This window comes from Wolbachia endosymbiont (group B) of Melanostoma mellinum (genome assembly GCF_947251465.1).
Classification (GTDB): domain Bacteria; phylum Pseudomonadota; class Alphaproteobacteria; order Rickettsiales; family Anaplasmataceae; genus Wolbachia.
This window is the reverse complement of record NZ_OX366366.1, coordinates 1,573,716-1,600,560: the sequence shown is the minus strand read 5'-3', so window position 1 is coordinate 1,600,560 and position 26,845 is coordinate 1,573,716. Positions and strand designations below refer to the sequence as shown.

The window sequence follows — 26,845 nt, the reverse complement described above, 5'->3', positions numbered from 1 at the left end:
GCTCCATCTCTCATATTTTAATCTACCTACTGAGGTTATTCACAAGCTTAGTTACTCCTATATCAGAAAGACAAGTTGATACTTTTGAATGGCCTTGAACGGAAGAATTACTTAAATAACTTTGAGGCTCTAAACTCATTTGCTTCGCATCATCAACTTTCAATCTACCATCTCTGTTGTGTAATATCTGCTCTATTGATTGATTTAGCAGCCCGCTATTAAACTCTACCATAAACTTGTCAAACTTCTTCGAACTTAACTTACCAGGACATCCTACTTCTCTACTAGGATATGCTTTCTCTACATATGAGTTTAAAATCCCTGAAATTTCATTGAATTTACCACTCATGACTTTTCTAGTAATCTCTTTCTGCATTCCCATATAATCAATATCTAACCGGTGCATTGATATGCCACTTTTTAATGCAGCTTGCTCTACTACTTTCTTAAATCCATTTGTAATATTGAGTGCATAGCCCTGTGCTTCTAGTGGAGATATAGACTGATCTACTGTAGAAATATATTTCTGATCTGTAACTTTTCTAATGAGCACATCAAGTAACATTATTGTACCATTTACATCCATTTTTGCATCAACTTGTGAGATTGAACTTGGAGTGCTTGATGTCTCCTTGGATAAGGCAGTTCTAGAACCTAATAACCCACCTATAGAGTTTTTTACCCAACCAAATAAATCATTTATCCACGAAGATGAACTTGCACCACTACTTGCTACTATTTCAGGTTGATTAATTGAATCTGTAGCACGAGGTTTGCGTGATAAGTAATGACGATCGTGATCTCCATGGTGATGACGACGGTTACGTTGTTTAGGTATTTCTTTTCTTTCATTAAGTTCTTTTTCTAAATACTCAACGACATCATAATACATCATATCGTCAGCTAAGGACAAAGGTGTCCGTCCAAGATTATCCTTTATATTAATATCGGCATGTTTCTCTTCTATTAGATACCGTACCACATTTAGTTTACCATTCTCAGCAGCCAAGTGTAAAGGTGTGAACCCAAAGTCATCTTCTACATTAACATTAGCTCTCTTTTTTGTAAAATATTCCAATTCTTCTAGCTCATTATTCTCATCAATTACACTTAAAGATATCTCTCTAGCTTTACTCTTTATATTAACATTAGCTCCTTTTTCTATAATGTACCTCACCATATCTAGCTTACCACCTTCAGCAGCATAGTGCAAAGGCACTCTCCCAAGCCAATCATATGCATTAAAATCACCCCATTCTCTTATAATGTACTCTACTACATCTAGCCTACCATTCCCAGCAGCTAAATGCACAGGCATGGTTCCAAACTTATTCCTTATATCAACATCAGCCCCTTTTTCTATCAGATATTTTACAACGTCTAGCCTACCATTCCTAGCAGCTAAGTGTAAAGGTGATGTTCCAGATTGGTCACGTACATTAGTACTAGACCCTTTTTCCGTAATGTACTCTACCACATCTAGCTCACCATTCTTAGCAGCTAAATGCAAAGGCGTGATCCAAAACTTATCCCTTATGTTAATGTCAGCCTCCTTTTCTTCTATCAGATATTTTACCACACCTAGCCTACCATTCCTAGCAGCTAAATGCAAAGGCGTGATCCAAAACTTATCCCTTGTGTTAATGTAAGCTTCCTTTTCTTCTATCAGATATTTTACCACATCTAGCCTACCATTCCCAGCAGCTAAGTGCAAAGGTGTCTGTTCAAGGTCATTCCTTACATCAACATCAGCCCCTTTTTCTATCAGATATTTTACTACATCTAGCCTACCATTCTCAACAGCTAAGAGCAAAGGTGTTTGTTCAAGGTCACCTCTTACATCAACAGAAGCCACTTTCCCTATAAGGTATCTCACCACATTTAGCTTACCATTTGCAGCAGCATAGTGCAAAGGCGTCCACCCAGTACTATCCTTTACATTAACATCAGCTAAAGCTAATTCTTTCACAAGTTTTTCTACTACGTCTAATTGACCACTTGCAGCAGCACAGTGCAAAGATACTTGTACATTACAATTTTCAGCTTCAATGTTGGTTTCACATACAGCATTGCTTTGGCAAATTTCTGAAACCTTATCGACTAAATTTCGTATTTCCTCTATATTAGACAAAGTAAACTGATCTAATCTTCGGATCAATATTGGTTCTAACCCTAAATCAAATTCCAACATAGAAATTCTATAAGACTCAGAATCACTCCAATTTTTTATATTGATTACATTGTTAGATACTTTGTCAGAGAATACTAAATCCCTACCACTACTGGAAACTTGAATCCTATCCGGAGTAATATTTTTTAGTATCATTACCCCTATGCGTTTTTCATCCTCTTCCAACGAAGTTAAAGTATCGTTCTGATTATGTGTAATATTTACAGACTGAGTAAAATCTACAACATATTCTTTGAAAGATTCTTCATAATCACTCTTAAGCTTATCTTGATAATCGATTACTTCACTCACTTTCTGGTACAAACCAGAATATGGAGAAAAATTACCATCATTCCATAAAAGAAAATTAACATTTTCCCACCCACCTCGATCGTTATAAAAATTTTCCACTTTTATTATAAAAGGAATTCCACCTTCTCTTACCAGTAAGAGATCATCTCTGTCTTTATACCTCTCAATCTCTTCAGGACGGGAATCTATCACTACACTATCACCCTGAAAACCTTTAGGTAATACAAACATGTTTTGAGTTGGTGTAGCATGGAAAAAAGGAACTAATTTACCATTTTCTTCAGAAGACCCAACACATGATATTGATTGTATATAAGGAATAAAGCTTTCCCCTTTACCATTAACAAACGCAATGTGTCTATACCCGTTGTCTTTGAGGTAGTTTTCTACTTGAATATCAGTACCATTATGATCTAAATATAAATCACACCCTTGCATGAGAAACTTTTCTGGAACTTCTGGCATAGATATCGCATCTAAGCTTCTATCATCTGAATTATTATCAATTTTAACTTTTTCACTATCCATATCACCACTAACAAAGTACAAATCACTTCCTTCTCCTCCCTTAGCAAATATAGTGCCTTGATCTAAGTTTATTACATCATCTCCAAAAGAACCAAAAACCATCTTTTGAAATTTACTATCATCCTGGCTCTGTGTTTTGTTTCTAATGACAGTGAAAACCTCATAACTCTTATTATTGCCTATAATCTTTTTGTAATGGGTTTTAACGTTATCAAGACTATCTAGAGAATGCTCGGAATGTAATTCAAATGAATTGATTTTTCTAATGCCGAATTCTCTAATCTTAGGAACGACATTGCTACCATTTATATCGACTAATGTAAAGTTAGGTTGAATGATACCTTGTTTCCTATAATTCTTAATGTCAAGGGTATATCGATTATTTTGTCCTAATACTATTCTCAAAGATAAAGTATTAGTATCCGAAGAATAGGTTATGTTATCACAATCATTAAGCAAGTCATTTTCCGGAAAAATTACGATCCCTGTTCCTTCTACATCAATTTCAGAATGTAAATTTTTACCTTTGTATCCTTTACTCTGTACATAGAAGATATAATTACCATCTTTACCTAGAACATCAGTATAAGGAGCTATTACTACCTTATTGCAGTTTGCAATTGTATCTCTTTGCTTGTCATTATTCCCTCCACAACTATCTATGATAGTATCGCAATCTATGAAATCCCCTGTACTAGTAGTACATGAAACTATATCCACCTTATTATGTCTTCCAATATAATGATATCTAATAGTATTGACATAATTGGTAATACATTGATTTATTCCTACTTCCAATTTTGCATAGTCCAGTGTCTGAAAAATTGTAGATATAATACTATCAACAGGATTCACTCTTACAACACTATCTTCTATCTGACTCAAATCAAACACATTAGTAGAATTAATGCCCATAATGATCTGGCCCACAAATCTAGAATTTGTAAGAACAAATCTATTTACTATGTTAGAAACACCAATTATTTTTTCTGATCCTTCAAAAATTAGAAAATTGTTATTCCATTTCTTGCTTCCAACTATATTCCCAAAGTTTACATTCCTTAAATCAAAAACAACTGTTTTGTTGCTTTGCATACTTTTGCTTTTATCAGCAATAATCAGTGCATTCTTACAATAGTGCTTAGCTGATGGAACAAAACTTGTGATACCTTTTTCATAATCTTGATTAGTAATCTTTGGTAAACAAATCATGTCAGCACCTTCGATATCATCAGGTATAACACGTGAAAGACTTCTTATATCAGCCCTTTCTGTATTCATCATAATCGTTGCATGATCCGGACGAAGAGTACCACCACTTACTTTTCCAAGACCAACACCATAAGCAACAACATTATCAGGGACGTTATTTAGCATTTTCCAAACTTCTTTAGCGAGACTATTAACAACTTCCTTTCTCTCTGCAAGGTGTTGCACATCCAATGGTATAGGTTGAAAAGCAAACGTGTGCCAAAAAATACGCCAATTTTCATCATGAGTTGTATCATACTTCTCTTCATACTCTATAATATTGCTAACACCACTATAAACTCCCTGACCCACCATGAGCGCAAATCCAATTGCAATACCGACTACCGGCATACCAGCAGCTGTAAGAGCAACACCAGCAACAAACGACACACTAGAAAAGGACATAGATACTATCTCATCCCTTATTTCCTTCTTTCCACATGGATTATCACTATCTTCCCTCTTCTTACAATCAACGAGATTACTTGCTGACCTACTTATATCAATAATATCAAAGATACCCCCTACCGCCCCTGCTACACCTTTTGCTATTTTACTTCCAATCTTTGCTCCCGTAAAAGCAACAGCAAACTGTGCTTGTCTCCCTAGAGTACCTGGTACCATTTTTCCTACAAATTGCCCCGCTGATTTTACAATTTTTGGGGCAATTTTAACTATTACATTCTCAATTGGTTGAGATGCAAAAGACCATGCCATTCCACTCACACTCAGTCCACAATCTATGGAGTCTCCATCAGCACAAGATACAACCGTTCCATGAATTCCTCTTATTAACTGTATTCTACCTGCAGCATTTATTAACCTACCTTTTAATTTTGAGTTTTTCGTTGAACCAACATCCTTCTGTAAAATGCCACCGTACAAATCTTTAACACGTTCATTCTGAATATAACGTTCATACCCTTGCTCTTGAACCACCCTGTTAACTAAATACCTATAATCACCTTCAATACTTTTATCCCCAATAAACTTTATAAGCTGAGCATTTTTTGCTTCATCTTGACTGCTTTTAACATAAGTTAGAAACTTTTCGCTATCAATTATGACCTTATCTACATTATTTTCATCTACCTTTCCTTTACTAAACTTTTCTACGTCTTCCTTTGAAAACAGGCACTCGGTAATACTTCTTGCCCTTCTCGCCGAGCCTCGACTTCCACAATGATTTAGGTTTCCCTTTGAAAAGCCAGAATTGGATTTAGTACCAGTTTCACCAACAACTTCTTTTATCTCAGATAATCTAAGTTGTGATTGTGCATCAGAAACAGCCTTGTTGAAACTGGAAAGAGTGACCTCTTTTGAAATATCTATTTTTTTACGGCTCCTTCTATTAACTGCAGAAATTGTCCTCTAAAAAGTTCACTTTGTTCACTATGTGCTAAATGATTACGTAACTTTCTTATTAGAAAAGGGTCATCTCCATTTTTTCTAGTTCTATCTAAAAGAGAATATATACTAATAAACTGCATTTGCACCGCATCAGGATGGTGCAATCTACCCAGCACATCAATTTTCTTTTTTACTTCCCTTGAGTAGAGATTTCCCACTTCACTCTCAATGGATTGCTGTAAAGAAATGGCTCTCTTTTCCGTATCAGTATTACCCTCACCTTTAGGTTTATACTGGTAAGCAAGATTTTTAAACACCCGATCTGGTATTACCTTACCTTCTGTTATGCTGTCACATATTACTTTAAGAGCAGTAGGGTTACTTTTAAGTAAATTAATACATTTATTTCTTCTCCACTCTACCGAGTACGAAAGTAGTTTTTCTTCGCTTTTAGGAGTAAGGTTGAGTCCCTTAACTAGTTCTTCATATCGATCAGGTGTAATAAAATCGTGGGGACTACCTTGATTTTGATTACTAGATTTTAAAAATTTAAGTAAAGCTCTTTTATTGCCACTATCCACATTGACACTATTCAACAAATTAACTAAAGAGACCTTTTTAATCCCTCTAAATTCAGAATAGAGGAGCTTTTCTCTAAAGCTTTGTAGATCGAAATATTGTTCCAGCTGACCTTTGAGAGGAACCCGCTGATCGTTATCAAATATGGTTATTTTATCAAGTACTTCGGTGATACTAAGGAAATTATTTAAAACGACATCCGCTTCTTTTTTTTTGTTAACTACCGAAGGAATACCATATTGAAGATAGTGAACTACTTCTTCTATCTTGGATACGTCACTTAAGTATTGACTTAGACCTAGATTCCATGAATTCAACTCATCATTCACCTTCTTGTTTACTTTCGATTTACTTTTCCCAGTGCATTTTTCAATAATTTCTAATTTTTTAGCATCTAGTTTTATTTTAGAAACCCCTTCGCTCTGTGAAGGAAAATCCCTAGATCTCATCTGCAGAGCACTTCCGTAAATTTCGTCAACCAGTCGTTTGCTCTTATCATCCATAGAGTTGTATTTACTATTTTCCCTTCCTTTTATCTGCTCAATACCTTTTATAAGCTCCGTTATACCTTCACCGGCGTAAGAGTTAAGCTCTTTAACATTCTTATCTCCAATCCCAGACGTTTTTTCTTTCACAAGATCCTGAATAAAATCCTTCTCCATCCCAATTATTTTATTATAGACAAACTCCTTAATAGGTACCAAACCTTCATCAAGTAGCTTTGTTATATCCCGGCCATCTAATTCTAGAGAGAATACCTGATAATGCACTATCTGGTCTCTAAAATCAGTTAAAAGCTTGATAGGCAGTTGTTCTAGTTCTAGAGATTTCCTTGTACCATCTGATAAATTGGGAGTATCTAAAGTGCTTTTAAGATACTCGCCAACCTTCTGCAATACTGTTTGCAGAACTAACCTCTTTTCTTCTATAGTTGTTCCTTTTTTTTCAAAATATTTTTTGCATGAATCAATAGTAGAATAAATTTCGTATAAAGATTCAGCATCCCCTCTAATATCTAAATACTTATTAACTTTACTCAGGATAGCCTCATCTAAAAGGACTTTGATTTTTTCATCTTTATTAAACTTTGAAATAGTTTCTTTCCATTTTTGAAGTAGCTCGACTTTTCTCGATTCTTTCTCGTTCAAAGTTTCTTGCAAAGTTTCTGGGGGCATTTCTTTTTCTAAAATTGTCTCTGATATTGCCTTGTAAGATGAGATAAGAAACTCCAATAAATTCTGCTTATTAAGGGTAATATCTCCCAAATTTTTATAATCAATGAGGGCTAATTCAATAAGTTTAAGATGTTTAGCATCTAACTGAACTAGCTGACTTTTAAGATTTTTGACCTCAGCTTTAATCTTATCGAAGAGAAAGTTCTCTTGGTCCTCTGGAAATTTAGAACGACCACCACTTTGAATTTGCTTCAAGCATTCCAAATGTAATTTTGTCAGTAGGGATAGAAGGATAAAACCTCTGCGATCGCCTTTTTCATTGTTAATAAGCTTACTCGTATCAGTACAATCTAGCATACACGAACCTCCTCAGAAACAAATTCACGAACATAAAATCACTTACCTACACTATTTACTGCAAAATCCCTATGTCTATAAGGTCCAAACAAATACCTTATTTGACGAGACGAATGTGAATTTCCCACCACAAGATCATCGGGTTCAAAACCTTCCTTATCTCTTATCCTATAATCTGCACCATGTTCCAAAAGAACCTTTACCGTATGATAGTTCTGAACCGAGCAAGCAAGATGTAATGCAGTACGACCACTACCAGAGTCGATAGAATTTATATACTCTACCAACCCTTCCTTTCCTTCTTTCTCCTTTACATGCTTCAGTAGTAACTCGGTATACTTACCACTGCCATTAAGTTAAGGAAAAGTGATGAACTGTATTATAAAATCAGGTAAGATTCACAAATTAAAAGAAGTAATGACATGAGTAAAAAAAAGAATAATCATGTTTATAAAAAATAAATTGATGAGTTTAAACTTTATAAACGCACACAGAGCATCCTCAAAAGACTTCTCACGAAAAAGAAAGCTGCCCTTCGTTAATGTATTTCTCCTGATTTTTAGAAAGAGTGTAAAGTCATTACAAGTGATGCTTAATGAGTTTGTTCTGCATACAAGAAAAGATTATACAATTACGGCAAGTGCATTTACTCAAGCAAGAAAGAAGCTAAAACATACTGCGTTTTCAGAGTTAAATGATGATATAGTTTCCCTATACTACCAAGATCAGGAATTTAAAACCCACCATGGCTTCAGAGTACTTGCATTTGATGCTTCAATACTGATTCTGCCAAAGAGCGACAAAATAATAGGTGAGTTTGGCTCAAGAGCAGTATGGAATGGAATCCAGAGATTTGAAGACTATACAAGTGCAACCTTTGAAGTTTGCTACGATGTGCTAAATAATATTGCAATAAAATCTGTGCTAAGTAGAGGTGACAGCTATGAGGTTGATTTAGCAATCGGTATGCTTGAATCCATAAAATCAGACGATTTGTTAATCTGTGATAGAGGATACGTATCTTATCGATTTCTTGCTGAGCTTACAGGAAGGAAAATCAATTATATAATTCGCTGTTCAAGTTCGTCTTTCAATGAAATAAACACTATGTTTAAGCCGGAAAGCCCATCTAGTACGGTGGTAGTGTCTACCGCACCTATTAAAGTAGCAAGACAGCTACGAAAGCTAGGATTACCTGATGAGATGAAATTCAGGTTAGTCAAAATAATACTTTCTTCTGGCGAAGTTGAAGTGTTAGTAACATCTCTGTTAGATGAGAAACGTTTTACAGTTGAAGAGTTTGAGAGATTATATTACTTGCGCTGGGGAGTAGAAACATTTTTTTCTAGGCTGAAGGGAAGATTAAATTTAGAGAATTTCACAGGAAAAAGTATTGAAACTATCAAGCAGGATTTTTGGTCAACTATCTTCATCAGTAATCTAGAAAGTATCATGATAGAAGATGATGAAGAGACATTGAGCTCACAGAATAGTAAACTAAAAAAAAGCATCAATAAATCTGTCTCATTTAATGCGATTAAAAACTTAGCCTTTGATATTTTTTCTACAGAGTCAGACATAGACTGCATTATGTATCGACTATCACAGTTATTTTTGATGAACACTTTAGTGGTGAGAAAAGGGAGAAGAGTTGATCGTCATAAGATATCTGATATTCGTTCACTCAACTACCAGAAAAGAGCTAGAAAACATGTGTTTTAAATTCAAGATATCTTTTCAGTATCATTGCATTAGTACATTCTTTGCAAAATAACCTGCAATTATTACTTTTTTAAATAACTTGCACTTTTCAGACTCCCTTTTCTTAAAAATTCACCCTAGTATTTACCATAATTATCAATCACTTCAAATTTTTTGTCCAATCTTAACTTCTCTTTCCCTTAACTTAATGGCAGTGGTATACTTACTTCCCTTTTTTTCTTGTACAGCAACAAGTAATGGAGAATGCCCATCAGCATCGAATTTCCTATAATCTGCACCTCTCTCCAGTAAAAAACGCGTACTTTCATATTTATCTTCTCCTAGAGCAATTATCAATGGTGTCTCACCATCATGATCATACCCATTAATATCAGGAATATAATTTAATAATAGTTCTACCATAAAAGGATTATCCGAAAGCACAGCAACACCCAGAAGGTTGGAGCCATTTAGCACCACATCAACCTTAGCACCGTGCTGAATAAGAGTTTTAACAACATCTATATGCCCAGACATTACCGCCCAGGAGAGAGGCGTAGCACCAGAGAGCTTTGGATCAGAACATTCAATTTTGGAATCAATATTTGCCCCTTTTGATAACAAGTACTCTACAATTGAATTTCTACCTCTGTAAGCAGCCCTATGCAGTGCAGTACGCCCAATGTCATTAGCGGAGTTTACATCCACGCCGCAGGACTCAATATAGAACCTAACATTTTCTATATCACCAGCTCCTGCAGAGTTCAAAAGATAATCAACGTTTTTATCAGATTCCATAATATAACACCCTATAGATTACTTACACTAACACCCAGACTAGAAAAGCCTATATACTGATGAACCACCTTGAATAAATTAATTCCCTACTCTTAGACGGTCACCTTTTTATAACGTAAAACTTACTCTAAAAACTATTTTTAGCATAGTCACTCCATTTTTAAGGCTTGTCAACTACTATTTTAGAAAAAATTTTTTAATTTTAAGCCATTTTTGATAAAAGCTTCCTAAATAGGCTTGTTACAGTTGATTGCTTTCAAATTATTTACTTATTATAAACTTATCTTAATTTTTATCCTCAAGTTAAATATTATTAATTTAGCAATATATTGTGTTGAAAACTCAGGCAATTTAGCCATTTCCAGCGCTCAAAACCAAGGAACGTGAGAAGTGTTTTTCTTGGGATGCGTTGATCTACCATGTGTACCATACGAACTTTTTTATATGGTGATTTCACCATATCGTAAAACTAGCTATATTAGCCTATTCTTACCACATTTATATATGAATCAAATTGCCTGACTTTGTTGCAAAGGTTTCAAACTTTTATTTTTACAATCCCATTTTTACGCAGTTTGTTCTCACGAATATACGATCTTTATCTTACGTTTTTAAGAAGTAAATAAACAAATTTTCTGTGACGCTAAAATAGATGTGTTTTTATTTACAATGAGGACAAAGAGGTCCATTTCTCATATGGTAAAAATGTTTTATAATTAACCGTTAGATTAAGAAAAAGAAGAACAAATAATCAAATGAGAGTACCACACTTAGCTCCTTCTCTTAAGCATGGAAAAGCAAAGTACAGTGTGGAATTTTTTCATACATTGCTCAAAGTTTTCATGTTTATAATTAGGTATCAACAAAAAATTTACTTAAAATTTAGAAAAATAGTTGTTGACAATGGTGACTTAGTACACTAGAAACTACATTAAAATATATAGTGGGGTAGTAAGTATGGAATCTGGTTTAGATTGTAATTACAATGCAATACTCAATAGGTTAACAAGTGCTGTCAAGGACAGTGACAAACAGACCGAAGCAAGAAAACGTTTAAGAATAGAAAGGTGGTTAAAAGTTAACATTCAGTTGATTGAAAATTTTAGCGGAGTAGAGCTAGAATTTTTCTCTGATATATTCTCTGATGATTCTTGTTGGAAAGGAGCGGGGTTAAAAAATGAAGTTGTTGGTGAAAGGCTAACTGAAGAAATAAATAAAAATGGAAAAGAGAATCCGTTAAACGTTTCTAAAAGATATTACTTAGCATGTAAATACTGCTTAGAAGGTAAGATACCTAGATTATTTGAGCAAGTATTTATAAAGTTTAAAAATAGTGCATTTGAAGAAGATATTTCTGATGACAAGCTAAAAGATGAACTTTTGGATCACCATAAAGAGAGTAGCCCTATAAAGGCTTTTTGGTCTTCCCTTATTGATAAACAGACTGGAAAACTAAATGAATATACAGCAGTTGAAGGTTTAAAAGAAGCCATACGAGTAAACTCACGTAAAAATTGGGAAGAGGGTATAGAGTTCTTCTATAATAAGTTACAAAATGATCCAAGTATTTACAGTAAAGGAGATTTATTAATCAACGCAGCTTTATCTGCAGTCAAGGGGTACAGAGATTCAGATATTATAGAGTTTTGTCTACCCAATATGAGTGATAAGCAGAAAAAGGAGTTATTGAAAAGAGACTTTAAAGAAAATACATATTATGCAGTGTTAAGTGAACTGATTGATGAATACTGCTTTGACTCTTTTAAGAATTTATTTGACCTACTTGAATCCAATGATCTTTCGTTCGAGCAGTATGGGGTTATTTTATCATCACTATCAAGAAGGATGCTTTTAAGTTCAGACTTAGCTGAACAAACTAAGGAAACTATCATGTACGTTTGGAAACATGAGAATTTTGAGGAATGCAGAAAATCTGTATTTAAAGACTACTCTTTTATTGTAATGGTAACGAATTTAATAGTAGAATTAAGAAAGGAAAGTTCAGATAATGAAAATAGAAAGAAGGAAATATTAGGAATATTGGAGTGTGTTAAGCATACACAAATTGAAGAGATTCAAAATTCTTTAATACATAGAATGAGTGCGGTGCATGGAATTGGTGAAGAGCGATTCACTGAGGATAAGAAACTGATAGAGCAGCTTTTTTCTGATTTAGATAAGTCCTTTAAGTGCAAAAAAGGGGATCTAGCTGCTCAAGGTGATGATGGGGCTGGTGAGCCAGCCGGTTTGCCACAATCAAGGTTTAGCCTAACTGATGCCCCATGTCATGTAGAATCTTCAAGCCATAGCAAAGGATTATATGCTAAATACTACAGGGCCACTTGAATTGGTACAACTTCTATTGATGGAAAATACATCAGGGGACGAGTTTTTAGATTTTCAAAAAAGGTTTCAGTCATTCATTGATCAGTCTCCTTCTTTCTTGCACTCGGTTGGGAAAGAAGGATTTTTTCCTAGTTTCTTTTTTGGTGCTTTTGCTACTTTATTGGATTCAGATCTTGCTGATTTTGGAGATGTTAAGGTTAAGGAAATTTACTTTCGTTTTGATCGTTATGGTGCTTTGAAGTTAGCTGTACTAACTGAAGATTCTAAGACAAAAAGTGAAAAAATAATCTATATTGCAGTATCTGATAAAGAGAATCATAAACCAAAATTTGATTCAGAAGAATTGAGAAACATATATCTCCATGTCTTTCCTAATCGAGGTCAAGATCCAAGATATGAAAATCGCAAAGAAACTGTTTATAGTGTAACAATTGGAAAGGAAAGAAAGGTTGCTTGTGATGTGATGGAAAAGCCTAAAATAGCTCCTTCTGACTCAGAACAGGCGAAAAAATTTACTTTAATAAAAAACAACCAAGAGAACTTGAAAGATTCAATTGGAGGGTTAGCGAATACAAACTCTGGGCAAGTAATAAATACAATTGAAAAAGTGTTAAAATATATTACTGGTGTCCGTGATCAATATAAGGATAAAATTAAAAAACAATTTGAAGGTAAAGAATCAAGTTATCATGGCTTTTTAGCAGGATTTTTGATGAATTTTAAGTATCGCTTTCATCTAAAACTTTATCTAGAGCTGTTTGCGGGAAAAGGTTATGCAGATATTATTTTACTTGTACGTGGCGCTGATAAATCACTAAATGCTGTGCCTATTATTATTGAGCTTAAAGCTGGTACGGATAAAAAAAACACACCACAAGAAGCAATGAAACAGGTTCAAGATTATGTTAAAGGTTTCTTTTCTAATTTTACTAGAATGATTACTGCAGCTAAAGAAGTGGTTTGTATAGGGTTGAACTTTGAAATGAACTATGTTCCTAAATATTCACTTTATGCGCAAAGTTTCTTAAACAGGGAAGGTAATTCTGTAATAGAAAAGTCATTTAGTATTTCTCAAGATATGATATCAGCTGCTAAAGCAGTGGACAAGTTAGAGTTAAAAAATTTATTAAAAACTCGGAAAAAGGAAGTAAATAAAAGCACTATAGAAGAGCGATTAGGTGAAAAAGAAATTGATAAAATAATAGAAAACCAATTAATAGATTTATTTGGAAAAGAAGATAAAGTTAATAAACAGTGTTTAGAGGAACTTTTGAAAAAGTTACCTAATATTTGTGCAACTGAAATCATAAAGAAACAGTTAGAATACCTATATCATGGAATCGTTTGGAGTAATGGAGGTAGTGATAATATACACTATGTAAGTCAGTTTATTATAGGTCAGTTAATACTTATTCCTGATAAGATTGAAGATGAGAAATTAAAAAAGTATCTTTTTACTTATAATAGGGGTGGTAAAATGGTTGAAGGAACACAAACACGTCCAAAACTAGCAGAAGAAAGTATTGCAGACTGTGTTACAACCATAGTGTTAACTATGGGTAAAAAGATGTTTATACTCAATATAAACGAAAAAGATAGACCTGCGTTAAAAGTACCACCTGATACAAGGATTCCGATTGAAGAAAAATTTCGAAACATTGATAACATAGAGATACAGGAAATAATCTGTAACTTACGTGGTACACCTAGTAATAGGAATTCGTTTGATCGATACTGTGAGGGAATTGCAGTAACCACGTACAACTCATTGGGTGAATACAAAGAAGATAGAGAAATTCTTCAGGGTAATTTTACTTCGATTATTGAAAACAAGGAGTTTAAGACAGCCATGAAGAATGCTATAAAATCCGGTGATGATAGTAATTACAAAAAAGTATTTAAAGAAATTTCTAATATACTGTATCCTTTCAAATCATTAATAAACAATGAAGCTACATTTCAAGCTGTGTTACATGGTTTGTTTAGTAGCTACAGCGATGATAATATAAAAGTTATTACTGAGTTCCAAATAGGTGGTGGAGAGAAGTTGGATATGATATTGGTTCAAGCTTCTAGCACAAAGGAGTATCCCCCTATTGGAATAGAGTTGAAATTTGCTAAGAAAAAAGAATTAGGTAAAAAAGAAAAAGAGGCTGAGGGCCAGTTGATAAGATATAAAGAGGGTGGAGCATATAAGATAATTACCGATGCTGATAGAGTAAATGTAATGTACGCTATCTTTGATGAAAATGCAGAAGATAAAGACTCTCTTATAAAAACTGGTGGTTTTCAAACTCTACCTAAAGAGCATAGTTCTGAAACAATGCTTTCTACTCGTCAACATCAGAGTAGTAATCTCCAACAGCTTAACGCTCAACAAGCAGGTCCATCTCGAGTAGTTAATCAGTGATTAAGTTTTGAGCAAAGAACTTATAAGTTGGTGGAGGTTTTGTGGGTGCTGTGTTTACTAATGTTTAAGCAGAATAACTTGATTTACAAAAGTTAAGGTGGAAAAAATTAACAACGTTCGCAATGTGGTCGATTAAGAATACTATAAAAGGTTGGGATAGTGCTAACTTATAAAATAATAGAAAACCTATCTAAAAATGCTCAAGAAAAATAAGTGGCATAATTGAAGGAAAATGTAAGTTATATTTCTTGTATATTAGGGTGCTGATTAAAGTTTATGTGAATATCTGAGTTTAGTGCAGAAGTTAAAACATTGCAGAATGATAAAAAGATTATGTTTAATCAGTTTTACTTATGTTGTATATTGTATATGATACGATATCCGTCTAGGTTAGGAGGTGTGGTATGGTTGTTACTGAATCTATTATTGTGCAAAATAAAAAAGCATATGAGCAAAAATTAGAAGAGGATTTAAGCATTGGCAAAATATTAGATGAAGAATATCAATTGATAAAAAATCGTCTTTTTTCACCTCTTGCTTCTTCTATCTTGATGGATAGTAAACTCTCATTTCAAGGTATAGTATGTACATGGATTGCCTGCACATCTAATTTAACAGACAGTCAAAAGAAGTTAAATAGAGAATTACTAAACATCGTTAAAGGTTTAGATCCATGTCATTATGATCAAAAAGAAGATAGACATTGTGAATACTATATTGAAAAACTTAAAAATTTCCTACAAAGCAATAAGAATAATCAAGACCTCAAAACTGTTCTTAACCTTAAAAGAGGAGAATCTGGATTAACAGTATTGCATCTAGTATCTTCTGTAGGTAAGGTGACTCAAGGATATAATGAAACTGTAGATTTACTTCTAGAGGCAGGTGCTAATCCTAACATACAGAGTGATAAAGGAAGGACTCCCCTGCATTATACTGATGTTCTTGCTAATGCAGCTTCTCTTTTAAAAGGAAAGGCCAACCCTAATATACAAGATCACAAAGGAGAAACACCCTTACATCATGCCGCTAGTATTGGTCATGCTGACTATGTTAATTTACTCCTAGAGAAAGAAGCTAATCCTACCATACAGAATAGAAAAGGGGAAACGCCACTACAAGTTGCAATTGATAATCGTTACTATTATATTGAAGAATGCTTTTGCACTAATGACCAAAAGAGTTTGAGTACAGAATTATACCGTATGCTTGATGAATGTCTTGGTGCATATGAGGATCATTCATGTTATGCTTCTGACTTCATTAAAAATCTAAAAGAGTTTCTAGGTAAACACAAGAATAGCGAAGACCTAAAGGTGATTTTTAGTATTCGAGACATAGATGGTAATTCAAAAATACTTAATTATGCTCGGTACATTGATAAGGAAGTAGTAGATTTATTTCTATCGGTAGGGGCAGGTATTTTTTGCAAGAAAGAAGCTTCTCTCTTAGATTGTCGTGGATCTTTTTATAATGTGGGAGAAAAGTATTGTGTAAAATCTACTTTATGGAATACACCAAATCAGGTAAAGCTGAATAAATTTTTAAACAAGATATCTGAAGTTCAAAATATGTATAGACTAGAAGAAATCGTAAATGAAGCTATAAGCTCCGGAGTAAGGATTGGTTTTTCTAAGCAGTCTTCTCAAGGTAAAAAAGCATACAATTTTGTAGATCATGTAATAGAAAAAATCAGTAAGCTAGAGAAAAATCCTAAAGTTGCCAGCAACATAATATGTAAGTTGGTATCAAGAGGAGCAGTGTTTAACAGTAAAATTGGTATTGGTGTAATTGATGCACTGGAATCAGAATTTAATGATCATAAAGCTAATATGGTAAAAGCTCATGAAAATTATATTAGTAATGCTCATAAGTTTATTGAATTGGCGAAAAGTACCACCAATGGTGAGTTGTATGATGTAAGAATAGATAACTCTACTCTCTACTTAGAATATTCTGGAGACAGCATAATAGATGTTGCAAAGATTACAGATAGAGCAGGAAATTTAGGATCAACTCAGGGAAGCATAAAATATGAAAGAGATATAATAAGGATTGGTAAAAGTGAAGTAGAAATTCAAACCGAAGGTGGAATAAGGTATTACACAGATCTTACAGAAGGCAGCGATATAGTATTAACTTTCTATACTAGTTTGGGAAATATAGACGTTAGACTGTATCCTGACGTACAAGATAAAAGCAAAATTATAGTAGAAGTGAGTAATAGAGAGGAAATATTAGAAAAATTCAAAGGTAGAAAAGAAGAATTAGGTAATGATTGTGCACTTGGTGAAGATTGGGTTTATGATGCTATTGAAAATGGGTACTTTGAAAGATCTGGTGGATTAATGCTTCCCGAAGTAATAAGAGAATCTAGCAAGAAATGGGCAGAACGTGAAGAGTTAAGAAGAACTTCTGATCCTAAGAGAGAAGTTTCTAGGTAGATTAATTTGCCATAAAGGTTAAAGATTATTATTTAAATATAAACTACTATGATTTATAGATTAAGGAAATTGTACCAATGTCTTCTAAGAATACTCTTTTATATTGTTTTTAAGCTGGCTACAAAATGAGGATATGGAACATACAATTGGCTCTGAGCTGCCTTTTACACTCCAGATCTACTATTAAAATATGCAGCTAAATTGGATACATTTTCTATCACTGTTGCATCCAGAATATTAAAATATTCATCATTTGTATTGATATTTTTACATAATTGATTTTGTAACATTGATTTGCTCTTCTACATCAATCTCAACATCTTTTGGTATGGCCCTTTGTGGCAGCTCCTTTTGCAATAGTGGTACCTTTTGATTTTCTGGCACATCTATCTCCTGTGGCTTTTATAAATTAAGACCATAGAATTTCTCCCTTTGCTTACTCCACAGCATCGGTATTTCTCTTAAATCCACTAACCTCAAACCCCTTGGCTGCCTCCCATTTACTATATCTTCTTTAATTTTTGGTGCTAAATAGTTCAACCTCAAAATTTGCTGTATACGTCTTGTACCTATATTAACTTTGGCACTCAGTTCTTTTATACTCGCATATTTCCCTTCCTCTAGTTGACGTTTCCACAGATGTGCTCTTACCACTGCTTTCAGTAGCACATTGTTTGTTTTACCTTCTGGTTCTACTACTGTGCATTTCTTTCCTTTTTTCTTCATTGGTATAAATTCCACCTTATCCTCTAAACACACTTCTATTCCATCCTCTTTTACCATTACTTTCTTTATTAACTTTTTCACTACTTCTTTCTGCTTTCCAAAACTCCATTCTTCCCCTTTTTCTCCCCGTTCTTCATATAATTGCTCTGCTTTTTTCATTACTTCTTTTTCTATTTCTCCAGCAACTATAGTTCGATTTACCGATTCACAATTTTTCCCTCCTAGATGATTGTTACATACATAATATCGATACCTTTTATTCTCTTTTTTCGAGTACGTCAGCGTCATGTTTACTTCACAGCTCTTGCACTTTATTATTCCCTTTAGCAATGCTTCCTCATATTTTACTTTTCTATATGGCTGATCCTTTATCAATTCTTGTGCTTTTTGCCATTTTTCTTCTTCTATTATCGCCTCATGCTTTCCTTCATATTGTTTATCATAATGTCTTATCTTTCCCACATATATTGGGTTTGTTACTATCCTTCTCACTGTTGCTTTTTTAAAAATATCTGATTTTGCTTTTGTTCGATATCCTTCTCTGTTCAACTCTCTTGCCAATTCTGCCATTGATCTCAGCTCCAAATATCTTTCAAATATATACTTCACTGTTTTTGCTTCTTTTTCATTTATTATTAATTCCTTATCTTTTACATTATACCCAAGCGGTAAAGTTCCTCCCATCCACAATCCTTGTTCTTTTGATGTTGCTATTTTATTTTTTACTCTCTCTACTATCATCTCTCTTTCTAGTTGTGCTGCTCCTGATAATACTGTCTGTACGAATTTTCCCATTGGCGTATTATTGTCAAATATCTGCGTTACTGCTATAAAATTTACTCGGTGCCTTCTAAAAAATGACGTTACTTCGATGCTGTCTTTTGTTTCTCTTGATAGTCTGTCTAGTGTGTACACTACTACACAATCTACCTCTCCTTTTTTTACATCTTCAAACAATTCCTTTATTGCTGGTCTTTCTAAATTCTTTCCTGAGAAACCTCCATCATCGTACCTTTTGGCCAATGCTACCCAGCCTTCTCGGCTTTTTATATATTTTTCACATGCTACACGTTGCGCATCAAGACTATTAAACTTTTGTTCCAGACCATCTTCATTTGACTTCCTAGTATATATCGCACATCTTACCTCTTTCAGCATTCTTTCTCCTTATCTCTCATTCCAAATAGAAGCGGCCCATTGTAGCTCATTCCCATTATTTTCCCCGCCACTGCTGACAATGATGTATAAAATTCTTCTCTGTAGATTAAACCCTTATCTGTTACCATTACCGCATGCGTCTCTTCACCTCTCTCTAGTATTAATTCTGTCCCTTCTACTGGTAATTTATCGCTACTTATTCTTTTTCCCTTCTCTAGTCGATCTGCCAGATATTCTAGTCTTTTTAACCCTTTTCTTGACATTTCTCCATACGCTTTTTCCTGCATTCTATAAGCTAATCTTGGTATCAGATATTTCTTTGAGTATCTAGGCGCCTCTTCCCCAAATACCTTCTTCCACGTTTTTCTCAGCTCACCCAAAGGTTTTCTCTCTAAATTCATTACTTTCTTTTCTATTTCTTTCTCCATATTTTTAGCCCTTCATAAATAGCTTTTCAATTCTGTCTGTTTCTTTCTTTAATACCTCGGCTATTTCTTTGTTATTTTTCGCATAATCCATTGCTGTCATTCCGAACTTATCTGCTTGCTCTATTTCTGCTCCTGCTTCCACTAACTCTTTTACTATTTCCACTTTCCCCACCATACATGCAAGGTGCAATGGAGTGCATTTATTGCCATACTCTTCAGCATTTACATTCCCTCCTGATTTTATCAATTCTCTCACGGTTTCTAGACGTTTCTCTGTTACCGCTAGGTGCAGTGCTGTATATCCTCCTACATCTGCTGCATTCACATTCGCTCCTTTTTCAACTAATAATCTCACTGTTTTTGCGTCTATTGCATAATGCAGAGCTATTCTTCCTTTTTCGTCTCTTTCATAAATATTTTTAAACGAGTTCTCTAATAGTGACTCCTCTTTTTTACCCAGCTTTACCATAACTTACCCCACTTTTTCTTTAAATTTAAATCCCTCTTTTAAGCCTTCCCTCTCACTACATTTTCTACCTCATCTATCATTTCATTCACTTGGCTCATTATTTTGCTTGCTAAATTTTGACATCTTTCCTTTATTAGCGATTTGTCTCTCTTCCTTATTTCTCCTATCTCTATTATTTTTAGCTCCGGCATGTAGCTTCCATTCAACATGTCTGCTATTTCTCCCACTAGCCCCTCTATTCCATAGCACGTCAGTTCCCTACTTTTTGTTACTCCTCCTTTTTCTCTTAAAAATTTACTTGCCTTTTCACTCTCTTTGCTATCACATAGACGATACTTTTCACTTTCCCATATGTAATACATTGGTGTTGCACCATATTTATTCAGTTGATTAACCTCAGCTCCTGCTTTTACTAGCTCTTTTATTATTTCAACTCCTGCTCCTCCTATTTTGCACGCAGAGTGCAGTGGCGTACATCCAGTGACATATTGAGTAGCATTTACTTCTGCTCCTTCTCTTAGCAGCACTTTTACATTTTCTAAGCTTTTCGCAAATACTGCACAGTGTAGTGGTGTATAACCATTTTTATCTCTTGCATTAACATCTGCTCCTTTTTTTATTAATAATCTCACTGTTTTGTAATCAGAGATTTCTACTGCTTGATGCAAGATCGTCTCTCCTTCTTCATTTCTTTTATTAATGTTTTTACTTGATACTTCTTTAAAAAACTTACTCTTGCTAAAACTCATTTCATACCTCACAAAATTAGCTTTTCTAGCGCCAGACAAATTTCTTATATTTACCTGCTGCTATTCAAGTCATGTCCTTTTTAGCATGAGAAAGCAAGTCTTTTTCTTTTTATTTCATACACTTTAAACTATTATTAATATAATATATAAGGATCTAAATATAAGTATTTAACTTATTACACATATTGCTTGACTATTTTTCCAACTTCTGTGCAAATGTCGATGTTCGTGCCACTTCAGTACTCCTGAGTAAAATACTAAAATGTGCTTTTCTAATTCGTGTATTGAGTCTTTTTGCTCTGAATCCAAATCATTTTTATAGTAAACGTTGTGTTCTGCTAAAACATATTTTCTGACCTTCTGATCTGTATAATTTTCTACTTTATAGTTGTGAGTAACGCTAAATCTTTCTAAAATTGGCTTGTGTTTTAAATTCCAATATTGCCCTGAAAGTTTATCGCTTCCCAATACAAATTTATTTCCTCTTTCTTCTACGCTACTAACTGGAAAGCACGTATTTATGTCTCCTAAATCCCAACTGTTGTAAGTTAAAAATATGATATAAAGGAGATAAGAGGGAAGATAACCCTACTCACTATAGGAATAGAGTTATCACGGGCGTGTGCGACCGACCAACTGTTGGTATTATAACCGTTCGGATCAAGGTACACTAGCCCATCTCTCGATACGTTTGAATAGTTGCATGGGACATATGTATGCACCCGTTTACAATCTTAAATTAATTAAAACTAATCGAGGTTATTATGATTACATCTTATCAAAATTTTATTGGCATTGATATTGGAAAATTTAAAAATGTTGTTGCAGTTCACAAACAGAAGAACGCTGTCGAATTCGACAATGATACTGCTGGCTGGCAACAATTGTTTCAAGATTTTTCAAATATCTTACCTAATTCTTTAGTAACTCTGGAAAACACTGGAAAATATGAGCTTGGCTTAGCACATTTTCTTGTTGATAAAGATATTGCTGTACATCGAGCTAATACTCGCAAAGTAAAAAGCTTTGTTCTATCTCATGGAACTTTAGCAAAGTCTGATCAATCAGATGCAAGAGCCCTTGCTCAGTATGGGTTTGAACGCTATAGTACTCTATCTCTATTTGCACCTATGTCAAAAGAACAAACAACCTTAGTTGCACTTTGTCAACGTCGTGATGACATTACAAAAATGAGAGCTCAAGAGAAATCTAGGCTTGCAGCACCTGAAAACGACCATATAAAAGAAAGCTGTCAGAAAACTATTGAATTCTTTAATAGCCAGATAGATGAGCTCAACAATACCATACAAAAAATTATTGATGAGAATCCAGAGTTACAAAAGCGCCAAAAAATCCTTAAAACAGTTCCAGGAATAGGTGCAAAATTATCTCAAGATTTTCTGTGTCTAATGCCAGAACTTGGTTATGTAAGTAGGGGAGAAATTGCAAGTCTTGCTGGAGTTGCACCTCATCCGAAAGAAAGTGGTAAAACTATTGGTTATCGCAGAATAAGTGGTGGCAGAAGCAACGTTCGTGAAAAGCTTTTTACAGCTGCGATGTCTGCTTCAAGGTCTAAGTCTGCGCTTGGTGCCTTCTATTCAAGGCTTGTTGGTAAAGGTAAAAAGAAGATGGTGGCTATGACAGCTCTAATGCGTAAAATCATAGTAATTGCCAATGCGAGGCTTAAAGAAGCAGTCAATGTGAATTAAAAAAATCTGCATAGAAAATAGGTTAACGAATATGTGGATAAATACGTCTACACACATTTAAAGTATTTATACACATATTCGTTAACCATAAGATCTAAGCAGTAACTGTTGTTTGATACAAAATTTTTCTATGATTAAGTTAGGGTTTTTATTGTCAAAAATGCACTTTTTACTCGAATAAAAAACAAAATTACAAACAAAAGTTGTAATGAAACTAAATTCAAAAAATTTTAAAAAACATAGTTGATCTGATAAGACTATCTGCGCTTTTGCAAATTTAATCGATGGTAATAAACTCTGTGGTAATGGATATAGTGCTTTTAAGTTGTACCACAAATGATCTCTTTCATAGATGCCTTTATAATCCCTTGTGTGAGGCTCGGTTTCTCCAAGGATTGCTACATCTAGGCGATATATATCATTGCTTAAAGCTCGTTCATAATGATCGCGTAGATAATTTTCTATAATCCTAATAACTGGACCACTAGACCTGAAAAAATTTACTCTTCCAAATGATAACACTGGTCCATCTTTTTCTATTTTTACCCCTGAATAATCAGAAAGAAGATCTCCAAATAAACTCTCATCCAATATAAATCTCTGCACATTATAATAATCGTTAAAAATCCTCATCAATCTGGATCTTACAGGCAGTGATAGTTTTGCCAGCTCTACTACTGCATCTACGAAGAAGTCATTTGGTACCTCTTTTATCCCTACTTGCAACTCAAAAAAGTGTTTACCGGGTGGTTCTTCGATGATTGTAATGTCTTCTATATTTGCCCACTTGAGTGCTATTTTAAGTGATTTAGGTGTTCCTCGCAGTCTTTGAAATTTTACTCCTTCTACTATGGCTTTTCTTTTATCTTTTACCCAGCGTAATATCTCTTCTAAACCATATTCTTCTATTATCCACGACAATGTTTCTTCTTCCAATCTAAATTTAAATCCTCTAATACAGCTTGGATCAACCTTATAATCTGTTGCATCTACTAGCGCTTTTTCCTGTTTTGTTGCATTTGGTGGTAATAGCATTACTCAATCTTTAATTTTCGCAAATTTGCACACTCGTTCCCTAGTATCACAATATCCTCTTTTGGCTCGATTAATTCTACGTTTTCCACTCCTTCCACAAACAAATTCGCTATTATCCATGATCTTGTAACGTTCCATCCCAGCCTTCTATTTGCTTCAAACTTCTTAATGAACTGTTTCTTGATTTCCTCCTTCGATATTACAGGACTTATGCTCATTCTGCTGTGAATATCTATTTCCGTAATATTGCAACCAATTACTGTTACTGTATCTGTTAAAACCCTTATATCATCTCTAGTAACCTGCTTTTTTACAATTTCTAGTAGCTCTTCTAATGCTATGCCAGTTGTGGATAATTGTGTTGATAAGATTGAAATTTGTACTTTTCCTGGCACTTTTGATTCAACCAGCGCATCCTTTACTCTACTATCTGCTGAGAGTGCTTGAAACCGATAATGCTCTTTACTCCCTCCTGTGCTTGAGCCAACTATTCTTGCCTTGATTCTTTTTCTGAAGCGTTCATCTTCTTCTCCATCTTGCCTCTCTGCTCCATAAAACTCAGCCAAATTATCAAGATCTTCTCCTGTCGCAAATTTAAGTAAGTTACTCTTTACTGCTTCATTTATTCTTTCTCTGAGTAACAACTCTCTCCATGCTGCCACCTCCAGAATCTTTATCGCTGGATCACTTTCAACTAATGCTGTAAAACTTGTGTCTCGATTTACTAACTCTTCTTTCATTCTCGAAAATATTTCCTCATAGCTTAGTTTTTCAATAATATTAGATGTTTGCATTTCTAAACAACTACTCCACTAATATTTATGAACTTGCCTTCTGAAAGATACATACCTTCAAGTACAAGAGTCATTTTTCCTTCTTTAGCTTCAGCAATCTTTACTTTTTCTAACTTAAATCTCTTCTCAAATTTTCCCAGTGCTTCTGCTGTTGCTGCATATATCTCAAGTGTTAAATCTCTATTTATTGGCTTATCCACTAACTCAAATAATCTCGATCCATAATCCCTTCTCATGATCCTACTGTTAACAGGAGTGGTCAGTATATCAATTATTGATTGCTTTAAGTGTTCTAAACCCTCTAGTTCTTTACCTGTTTCTTTGCTCATTCCCTTCATACTGGCTCTGTAAAAACATCAGAACTCCCTCTAATTACTTTAAACCCACATGAAACTATATCTTCTACTCTTCCTATACCAAGACCATTTGCAAATACTATTTTTGATCCTTGAATCATTACTTTTCCTTCACTAAAACTGTCTCCTTGTCTACATATTGACTTACCGTTTACAAAAACATTATTACTGCCGCTAATGCAGAAATGTGGTATAGCTTCTCCACAGTAGTCTCCTAACCTCACTATTCCTTTGTTCAATTTAAGTCGATCCTTTCTGCTTTCAGTTTTATTCCACTTTTTGTCATTTCTATACTTGATCCCCCAGCTTTCAGTGTTATTTTATCTACTACTTCAATCTCTAAATGATGTTTTTCCTTATCATATAACAATCTTGTTCCATCTTGAAACTTCACACTATCTATTTCTTTTTTATTCTCTGGTGCAGGGTATTTTTCCTGATATATTCCTCCTAATACCACTCCTAATGACAGTTCACCAAGAGGAGAAAATATCATAACCTGTTCATCAATATCTGGCGGAGACCAATCTCTATCTTTTCCTGCTTTACTTGTTATCCACGGTAAATAATCTGTTAAAAATTCTCCTATTTTCACTCTTACTTTTCCTTTTTCATAATCTATTTCTTTTACAATTCCTATACGAATAACGTTTGCTAGCTTCCTATTCAGCTCTGAAATCGCAAAACTATGATCCAACATTTATATTTCCTACGTTTATTGTATGTGGTTTAATTTTCCCCTCTTCCCATACTGATTTACCTAAATGAAGCTGATGATTCCAATCAACCATCCACACCAAATATGCATCTAATTCGGGTCTAAATCCATCAGGCTCTGCAGAAAGAAATTCAGCCGGAGATACATTCTTTTCCCAGGTATTCTTGTTCACTACTCTTGCTACTTCTGCTGCTAATGACCTTACAACTAACGAGGAATCCTCGACTGTTCCATCAACTACAATTCTCGCTTCAAATCTTGCTTTTAGGGCTAATTCCTCTGTTCCAGGATCTTTTCCCGATTCTAAACTCACAAGCTCTACAAATAACGCTGGCGCTACTAATTCTTTTCTTATCGATGGATAAATTTCACAAGTTTGAATTGCTGGTATTTCTCTCTTCAGCGTGGTACAAATTTTATCATGTAAATCTTTCAAATTCATCCTTTATAGCTCAATTCACGTTCAAAAAACTTTGTAAAGACTTCTTCAACTTCATAATTAACAAGATTCCCTATTATCCTTGAAGCCTCTGGTTCCAGTGGTAGTTTTACTTCCTTTATTGGCAATGCTGCTCTTCCTTCACGTTTAAACATACCGCTATTTCCTTTTGGCATAACTGCTGCAAATCCTCCTATAAACTCATGCTTTCCTACTTTCGATCCTCTTCTTGTTTTTTGTATCTTGCCAATTGTCGATGCTCTAATGTCATAGAGATTTGCTCTAATTAACACTTCTAATCTGCTAGTTTTCGCCTTAAAAATTCTTAATCTCTTTCTTATCAAACTTTTCTTTTCCTCACTGATTTCCCTAGCTGCTTGCGCTTTTAACCATAGTGCCGTTTTGTTTAGTGCTCTTACCGCTGCCAATTCTATTTTGGCTTTGTTAGCATCAATGTTGTGAATAATCCTCTCAATATTTTCATTAACCTCAATGTTAAACATCCTTCTCTCCAAGTACTGTACATTTTATATTCCATACTATTCCTGAATTATCTCGCAGCGGTGGAGAATATACTTTATATTTACGACCATCAATAACAAAAATATCTCCCACCATTGGCTTCAGTACATCAAAAACGTTTACCTCAAGAAAAAGCATCTCTCCCACAAATTGTCCTTCACCAATCTCGTATAGTTTATCTGGCTGTTGTTTTAGTACTTGTACCACATATGACTTATCATTTGATTCATACAAAGCCACTTTTCCTAAATGGGCAAAACAATCTTTTAGTAGTCTCTTAATATTTTTTTGCATTTCTCCATTTTATGTATTAAGGTTTAT

The 26,845-nt window shown here is 34.2% G+C and carries 21 protein-coding genes and 2 pseudogenes; 5 read left to right on the top strand and 18 right to left on the bottom strand.

Going from position 1 to position 26,845, the window contains the following annotated elements; genetic code table 11:
* Window positions 1–22: 22 nt before the first annotated feature.
* From OPR42_RS07495 to OPR42_RS07485, 3 genes and pseudogenes are all read right to left on the bottom strand, one after another.
* Window positions 23–5,200 carry an ankyrin repeat domain-containing protein gene (locus OPR42_RS07495; protein WP_265042240.1) on the bottom strand — a complete coding sequence of 1,726 codons (5,178 nt, stop codon included), beginning with the start codon at window positions 5,198–5,200 and terminating at the stop codon, window positions 23–25.
* Between the two features lie 389 nt (window positions 5,201–5,589).
* On the bottom strand, window positions 5,590–7,722 hold the full coding sequence (locus tag OPR42_RS07490) for a hypothetical protein (RefSeq protein ID WP_265042239.1): 2,133 nt from the start codon (window positions 7,720–7,722) through the stop codon (window positions 5,590–5,592).
* Window positions 7,723–7,760: 38 nt separating this feature from the next.
* Window positions 7,761–8,051 (bottom strand): annotated as a pseudogene (locus tag OPR42_RS07485) (ankyrin repeat domain-containing protein); the annotation flags it as partial.
* A gap of 115 nt (window positions 8,052–8,166) precedes the next feature.
* Between OPR42_RS07485 and OPR42_RS07480 the strand changes: the two are divergent.
* The gene (locus OPR42_RS07480; protein ID WP_265041416.1) at window positions 8,167–9,444 is read left to right on the top strand and encodes an IS4 family transposase; all 1,278 of its coding nucleotides are present in this window, start codon (window positions 8,167–8,169) and stop codon (window positions 9,442–9,444) included.
* A 144-nt stretch (window positions 9,445–9,588) separates the two neighbouring features.
* Here OPR42_RS07480 and OPR42_RS07475 read toward each other — a convergent pair whose 3' ends face one another.
* Entirely contained in the window at window positions 9,589–10,221 is a 633-nt protein-coding gene (locus tag OPR42_RS07475; protein WP_265042238.1) for an ankyrin repeat domain-containing protein, read from the bottom strand.
* Between the two features lie 957 nt (window positions 10,222–11,178).
* Between OPR42_RS07475 and OPR42_RS07470 the strand changes: the two genes are divergently transcribed.
* The 3 genes from OPR42_RS07470 to OPR42_RS07460 all read left to right on the top strand — a co-directional run bounded on the left by OPR42_RS07470 (window position 11,179) and on the right by OPR42_RS07460 (window position 17,421).
* Window positions 11,179–12,567, top strand: coding sequence for a hypothetical protein (locus OPR42_RS07470; protein ID WP_265042237.1), 1,389 nt, complete (start codon window positions 11,179–11,181; stop codon window positions 12,565–12,567).
* The gene (locus tag OPR42_RS07465) at window positions 12,542–14,977 is read left to right on the top strand and encodes a hypothetical protein (RefSeq protein WP_264704952.1); all 2,436 of its coding nucleotides are present in this window, start codon (window positions 12,542–12,544) and stop codon (window positions 14,975–14,977) included. Before OPR42_RS07470 ends, OPR42_RS07465 begins: the two co-directional genes overlap by 26 nt.
* A gap of 404 nt (window positions 14,978–15,381) precedes the next feature.
* Window positions 15,382–17,421 (top strand): ankyrin repeat domain-containing protein, encoded by a 2,040-nt coding sequence (locus OPR42_RS07460; RefSeq protein WP_264704951.1) that lies wholly within the window; start codon window positions 15,382–15,384, stop codon window positions 17,419–17,421.
* 164 nt (window positions 17,422–17,585) lie between these two features.
* Here OPR42_RS07460 and OPR42_RS07455 read toward each other — a convergent pair whose 3' ends face one another.
* The 6 genes and pseudogenes from OPR42_RS07455 to OPR42_RS07430 all read right to left on the bottom strand — a co-directional run.
* On the bottom strand, window positions 17,586–17,711 hold the full coding sequence (locus OPR42_RS07455) for a hypothetical protein (RefSeq protein WP_264704950.1): 126 nt from the start codon (window positions 17,709–17,711) through the stop codon (window positions 17,586–17,588).
* Between the two features lie 112 nt (window positions 17,712–17,823).
* Complete coding sequence (locus tag OPR42_RS07450; RefSeq protein ID WP_264704948.1) at window positions 17,824–19,305, bottom strand: recombinase family protein; 1,482 nt, start codon at window positions 19,303–19,305, stop codon at window positions 17,824–17,826.
* Window positions 19,299–19,733: a DUF2924 domain-containing protein gene (locus tag OPR42_RS07445; protein ID WP_264704947.1), complete on the bottom strand. Its 435-nt coding sequence runs from the start codon at window positions 19,731–19,733 to the stop codon at window positions 19,299–19,301. Before OPR42_RS07445 ends, OPR42_RS07450 begins: the two co-directional genes overlap by 7 nt.
* Window positions 19,734–19,737: 4 nt before the next feature.
* Entirely contained in the window at window positions 19,738–20,202 is a 465-nt protein-coding gene (locus tag OPR42_RS07440; protein WP_264705156.1) for an ankyrin repeat domain-containing protein, read from the bottom strand.
* A 38-nt stretch (window positions 20,203–20,240) separates the two neighbouring features.
* A complete protein-coding gene (locus OPR42_RS07435) occupies window positions 20,241–20,951 on the bottom strand; it encodes an ankyrin repeat domain-containing protein (RefSeq protein ID WP_264705155.1) in 711 nt (236 codons plus the stop codon).
* Window positions 20,952–21,119: 168 nt separating this feature from the next.
* A pseudogene (locus OPR42_RS07430) lies at window positions 21,120–21,494 on the bottom strand (phage tail protein); the annotation flags it as partial.
* A gap of 221 nt (window positions 21,495–21,715) precedes the next feature.
* On the opposite strand from OPR42_RS07430, the gene OPR42_RS07425 reads away from it, so the two are divergent.
* The gene (locus OPR42_RS07425) at window positions 21,716–22,660 is read left to right on the top strand and encodes an IS110 family RNA-guided transposase (RefSeq protein ID WP_264336326.1); all 945 of its coding nucleotides are present in this window, start codon (window positions 21,716–21,718) and stop codon (window positions 22,658–22,660) included.
* 81 nt (window positions 22,661–22,741) lie between these two features.
* Here the strand turns inward: OPR42_RS07425 and OPR42_RS07420 are convergent, their stop codons facing one another.
* Genes OPR42_RS07420 through OPR42_RS07385 form a run of 8 tightly spaced genes read right to left on the bottom strand, consistent with a single transcriptional unit; the run spans window position 22,742 to window position 26,818 of the window.
* Window positions 22,742–23,695: a phage tail protein gene (locus OPR42_RS07420; RefSeq protein ID WP_265042236.1), complete on the bottom strand. Its 954-nt coding sequence runs from the start codon at window positions 23,693–23,695 to the stop codon at window positions 22,742–22,744.
* Window positions 23,695–24,489, bottom strand: a complete 795-nt coding sequence (locus tag OPR42_RS07415) for a baseplate assembly protein (RefSeq protein ID WP_265042235.1) — start codon at window positions 24,487–24,489, stop codon at window positions 23,695–23,697. The genes OPR42_RS07420 and OPR42_RS07415 overlap by 1 nt, the downstream gene beginning before the upstream one ends.
* 2 nt (window positions 24,490–24,491) lie before the next feature.
* On the bottom strand, window positions 24,492–24,827 hold the full coding sequence (locus OPR42_RS07410) for a GPW/gp25 family protein (protein ID WP_265042234.1): 336 nt from the start codon (window positions 24,825–24,827) through the stop codon (window positions 24,492–24,494).
* Window positions 24,824–25,084: a PAAR domain-containing protein gene (locus OPR42_RS07405; RefSeq protein ID WP_265042233.1), complete on the bottom strand. Its 261-nt coding sequence runs from the start codon at window positions 25,082–25,084 to the stop codon at window positions 24,824–24,826. Before OPR42_RS07405 ends, OPR42_RS07410 begins: the two co-directional genes overlap by 4 nt.
* Window positions 25,081–25,545 carry a phage baseplate assembly protein V gene (locus tag OPR42_RS07400; protein ID WP_265042232.1) on the bottom strand — a complete coding sequence of 155 codons (465 nt, stop codon included), beginning with the start codon at window positions 25,543–25,545 and terminating at the stop codon, window positions 25,081–25,083. The genes OPR42_RS07405 and OPR42_RS07400 overlap by 4 nt, the downstream gene beginning before the upstream one ends.
* Window positions 25,532–26,005 carry a hypothetical protein gene (locus OPR42_RS07395; protein WP_265042231.1) on the bottom strand — a complete coding sequence of 158 codons (474 nt, stop codon included), beginning with the start codon at window positions 26,003–26,005 and terminating at the stop codon, window positions 25,532–25,534. The genes OPR42_RS07400 and OPR42_RS07395 overlap by 14 nt, the downstream gene beginning before the upstream one ends.
* Window positions 26,002–26,505, bottom strand: coding sequence for a phage tail protein (locus OPR42_RS07390; RefSeq protein ID WP_265042230.1), 504 nt, complete (start codon window positions 26,503–26,505; stop codon window positions 26,002–26,004). Before OPR42_RS07390 ends, OPR42_RS07395 begins: the two co-directional genes overlap by 4 nt.
* A complete protein-coding gene (locus OPR42_RS07385) occupies window positions 26,498–26,818 on the bottom strand; it encodes a head-tail joining protein (RefSeq protein ID WP_264686489.1) in 321 nt (106 codons plus the stop codon). Before OPR42_RS07385 ends, OPR42_RS07390 begins: the two co-directional genes overlap by 8 nt.
* Between the last annotated feature and the right edge of the window lie 27 nt (window positions 26,819–26,845).

What these genes read in the sequence shown, in the direction of transcription:
- OPR42_RS07490 (WP_265042239.1), bottom strand. Translation starts at nt 7,722, where the DNA reads ATGCTAGATTGTACTGATACGAGTAAGCTTATTAACAATGAAAAAGGC.
- OPR42_RS07480 (WP_265041416.1), top strand. Translation starts at nt 8,167, where the DNA reads ATGTTTATAAAAAATAAATTGATGAGTTTAAACTTTATAAACGCACAC.
- OPR42_RS07475 (WP_265042238.1), bottom strand. Translation starts at nt 10,221, where the DNA reads ATGGAATCTGATAAAAACGTTGATTATCTTTTGAACTCTGCAGGAGCT.
- OPR42_RS07470 (WP_265042237.1), top strand. Translation starts at nt 11,179, where the DNA reads ATGGAATCTGGTTTAGATTGTAATTACAATGCAATACTCAATAGGTTA.
- OPR42_RS07465 (WP_264704952.1), top strand. Translation starts at nt 12,542, where the DNA reads ATGCTAAATACTACAGGGCCACTTGAATTGGTACAACTTCTATTGATG.
- OPR42_RS07460 (WP_264704951.1), top strand. Translation starts at nt 15,382, where the DNA reads ATGGTTGTTACTGAATCTATTATTGTGCAAAATAAAAAAGCATATGAG.
- OPR42_RS07455 (WP_264704950.1), bottom strand. Translation starts at nt 17,711, where the DNA reads ATGTTACAAAATCAATTATGTAAAAATATCAATACAAATGATGAATAT.
- OPR42_RS07450 (WP_264704948.1), bottom strand. Translation starts at nt 19,305, where the DNA reads ATGCTGAAAGAGGTAAGATGTGCGATATATACTAGGAAGTCAAATGAA.
- OPR42_RS07445 (WP_264704947.1), bottom strand. Translation starts at nt 19,733, where the DNA reads ATGGAGAAAGAAATAGAAAAGAAAGTAATGAATTTAGAGAGAAAACCT.
- OPR42_RS07440 (WP_264705156.1), bottom strand. Translation starts at nt 20,202, where the DNA reads ATGGTAAAGCTGGGTAAAAAAGAGGAGTCACTATTAGAGAACTCGTTT.
- OPR42_RS07435 (WP_264705155.1), bottom strand. Translation starts at nt 20,951, where the DNA reads ATGAGTTTTAGCAAGAGTAAGTTTTTTAAAGAAGTATCAAGTAAAAAC.
- OPR42_RS07425 (WP_264336326.1), top strand. Translation starts at nt 21,716, where the DNA reads ATGATTACATCTTATCAAAATTTTATTGGCATTGATATTGGAAAATTT.
- OPR42_RS07420 (WP_265042236.1), bottom strand. Translation starts at nt 23,695, where the DNA reads ATGCTATTACCACCAAATGCAACAAAACAGGAAAAAGCGCTAGTAGAT.
- OPR42_RS07415 (WP_265042235.1), bottom strand. Translation starts at nt 24,489, where the DNA reads ATGCAAACATCTAATATTATTGAAAAACTAAGCTATGAGGAAATATTT.
- OPR42_RS07410 (WP_265042234.1), bottom strand. Translation starts at nt 24,827, where the DNA reads ATGAAGGGAATGAGCAAAGAAACAGGTAAAGAACTAGAGGGTTTAGAA.
- OPR42_RS07400 (WP_265042232.1), bottom strand. Translation starts at nt 25,545, where the DNA reads ATGTTGGATCATAGTTTTGCGATTTCAGAGCTGAATAGGAAGCTAGCA.
- OPR42_RS07395 (WP_265042231.1), bottom strand. Translation starts at nt 26,005, where the DNA reads ATGAATTTGAAAGATTTACATGATAAAATTTGTACCACGCTGAAGAGA.
- OPR42_RS07390 (WP_265042230.1), bottom strand. Translation starts at nt 26,505, where the DNA reads ATGTTTAACATTGAGGTTAATGAAAATATTGAGAGGATTATTCACAAC.
- OPR42_RS07385 (WP_264686489.1), bottom strand. Translation starts at nt 26,818, where the DNA reads ATGCAAAAAAATATTAAGAGACTACTAAAAGATTGTTTTGCCCATTTA.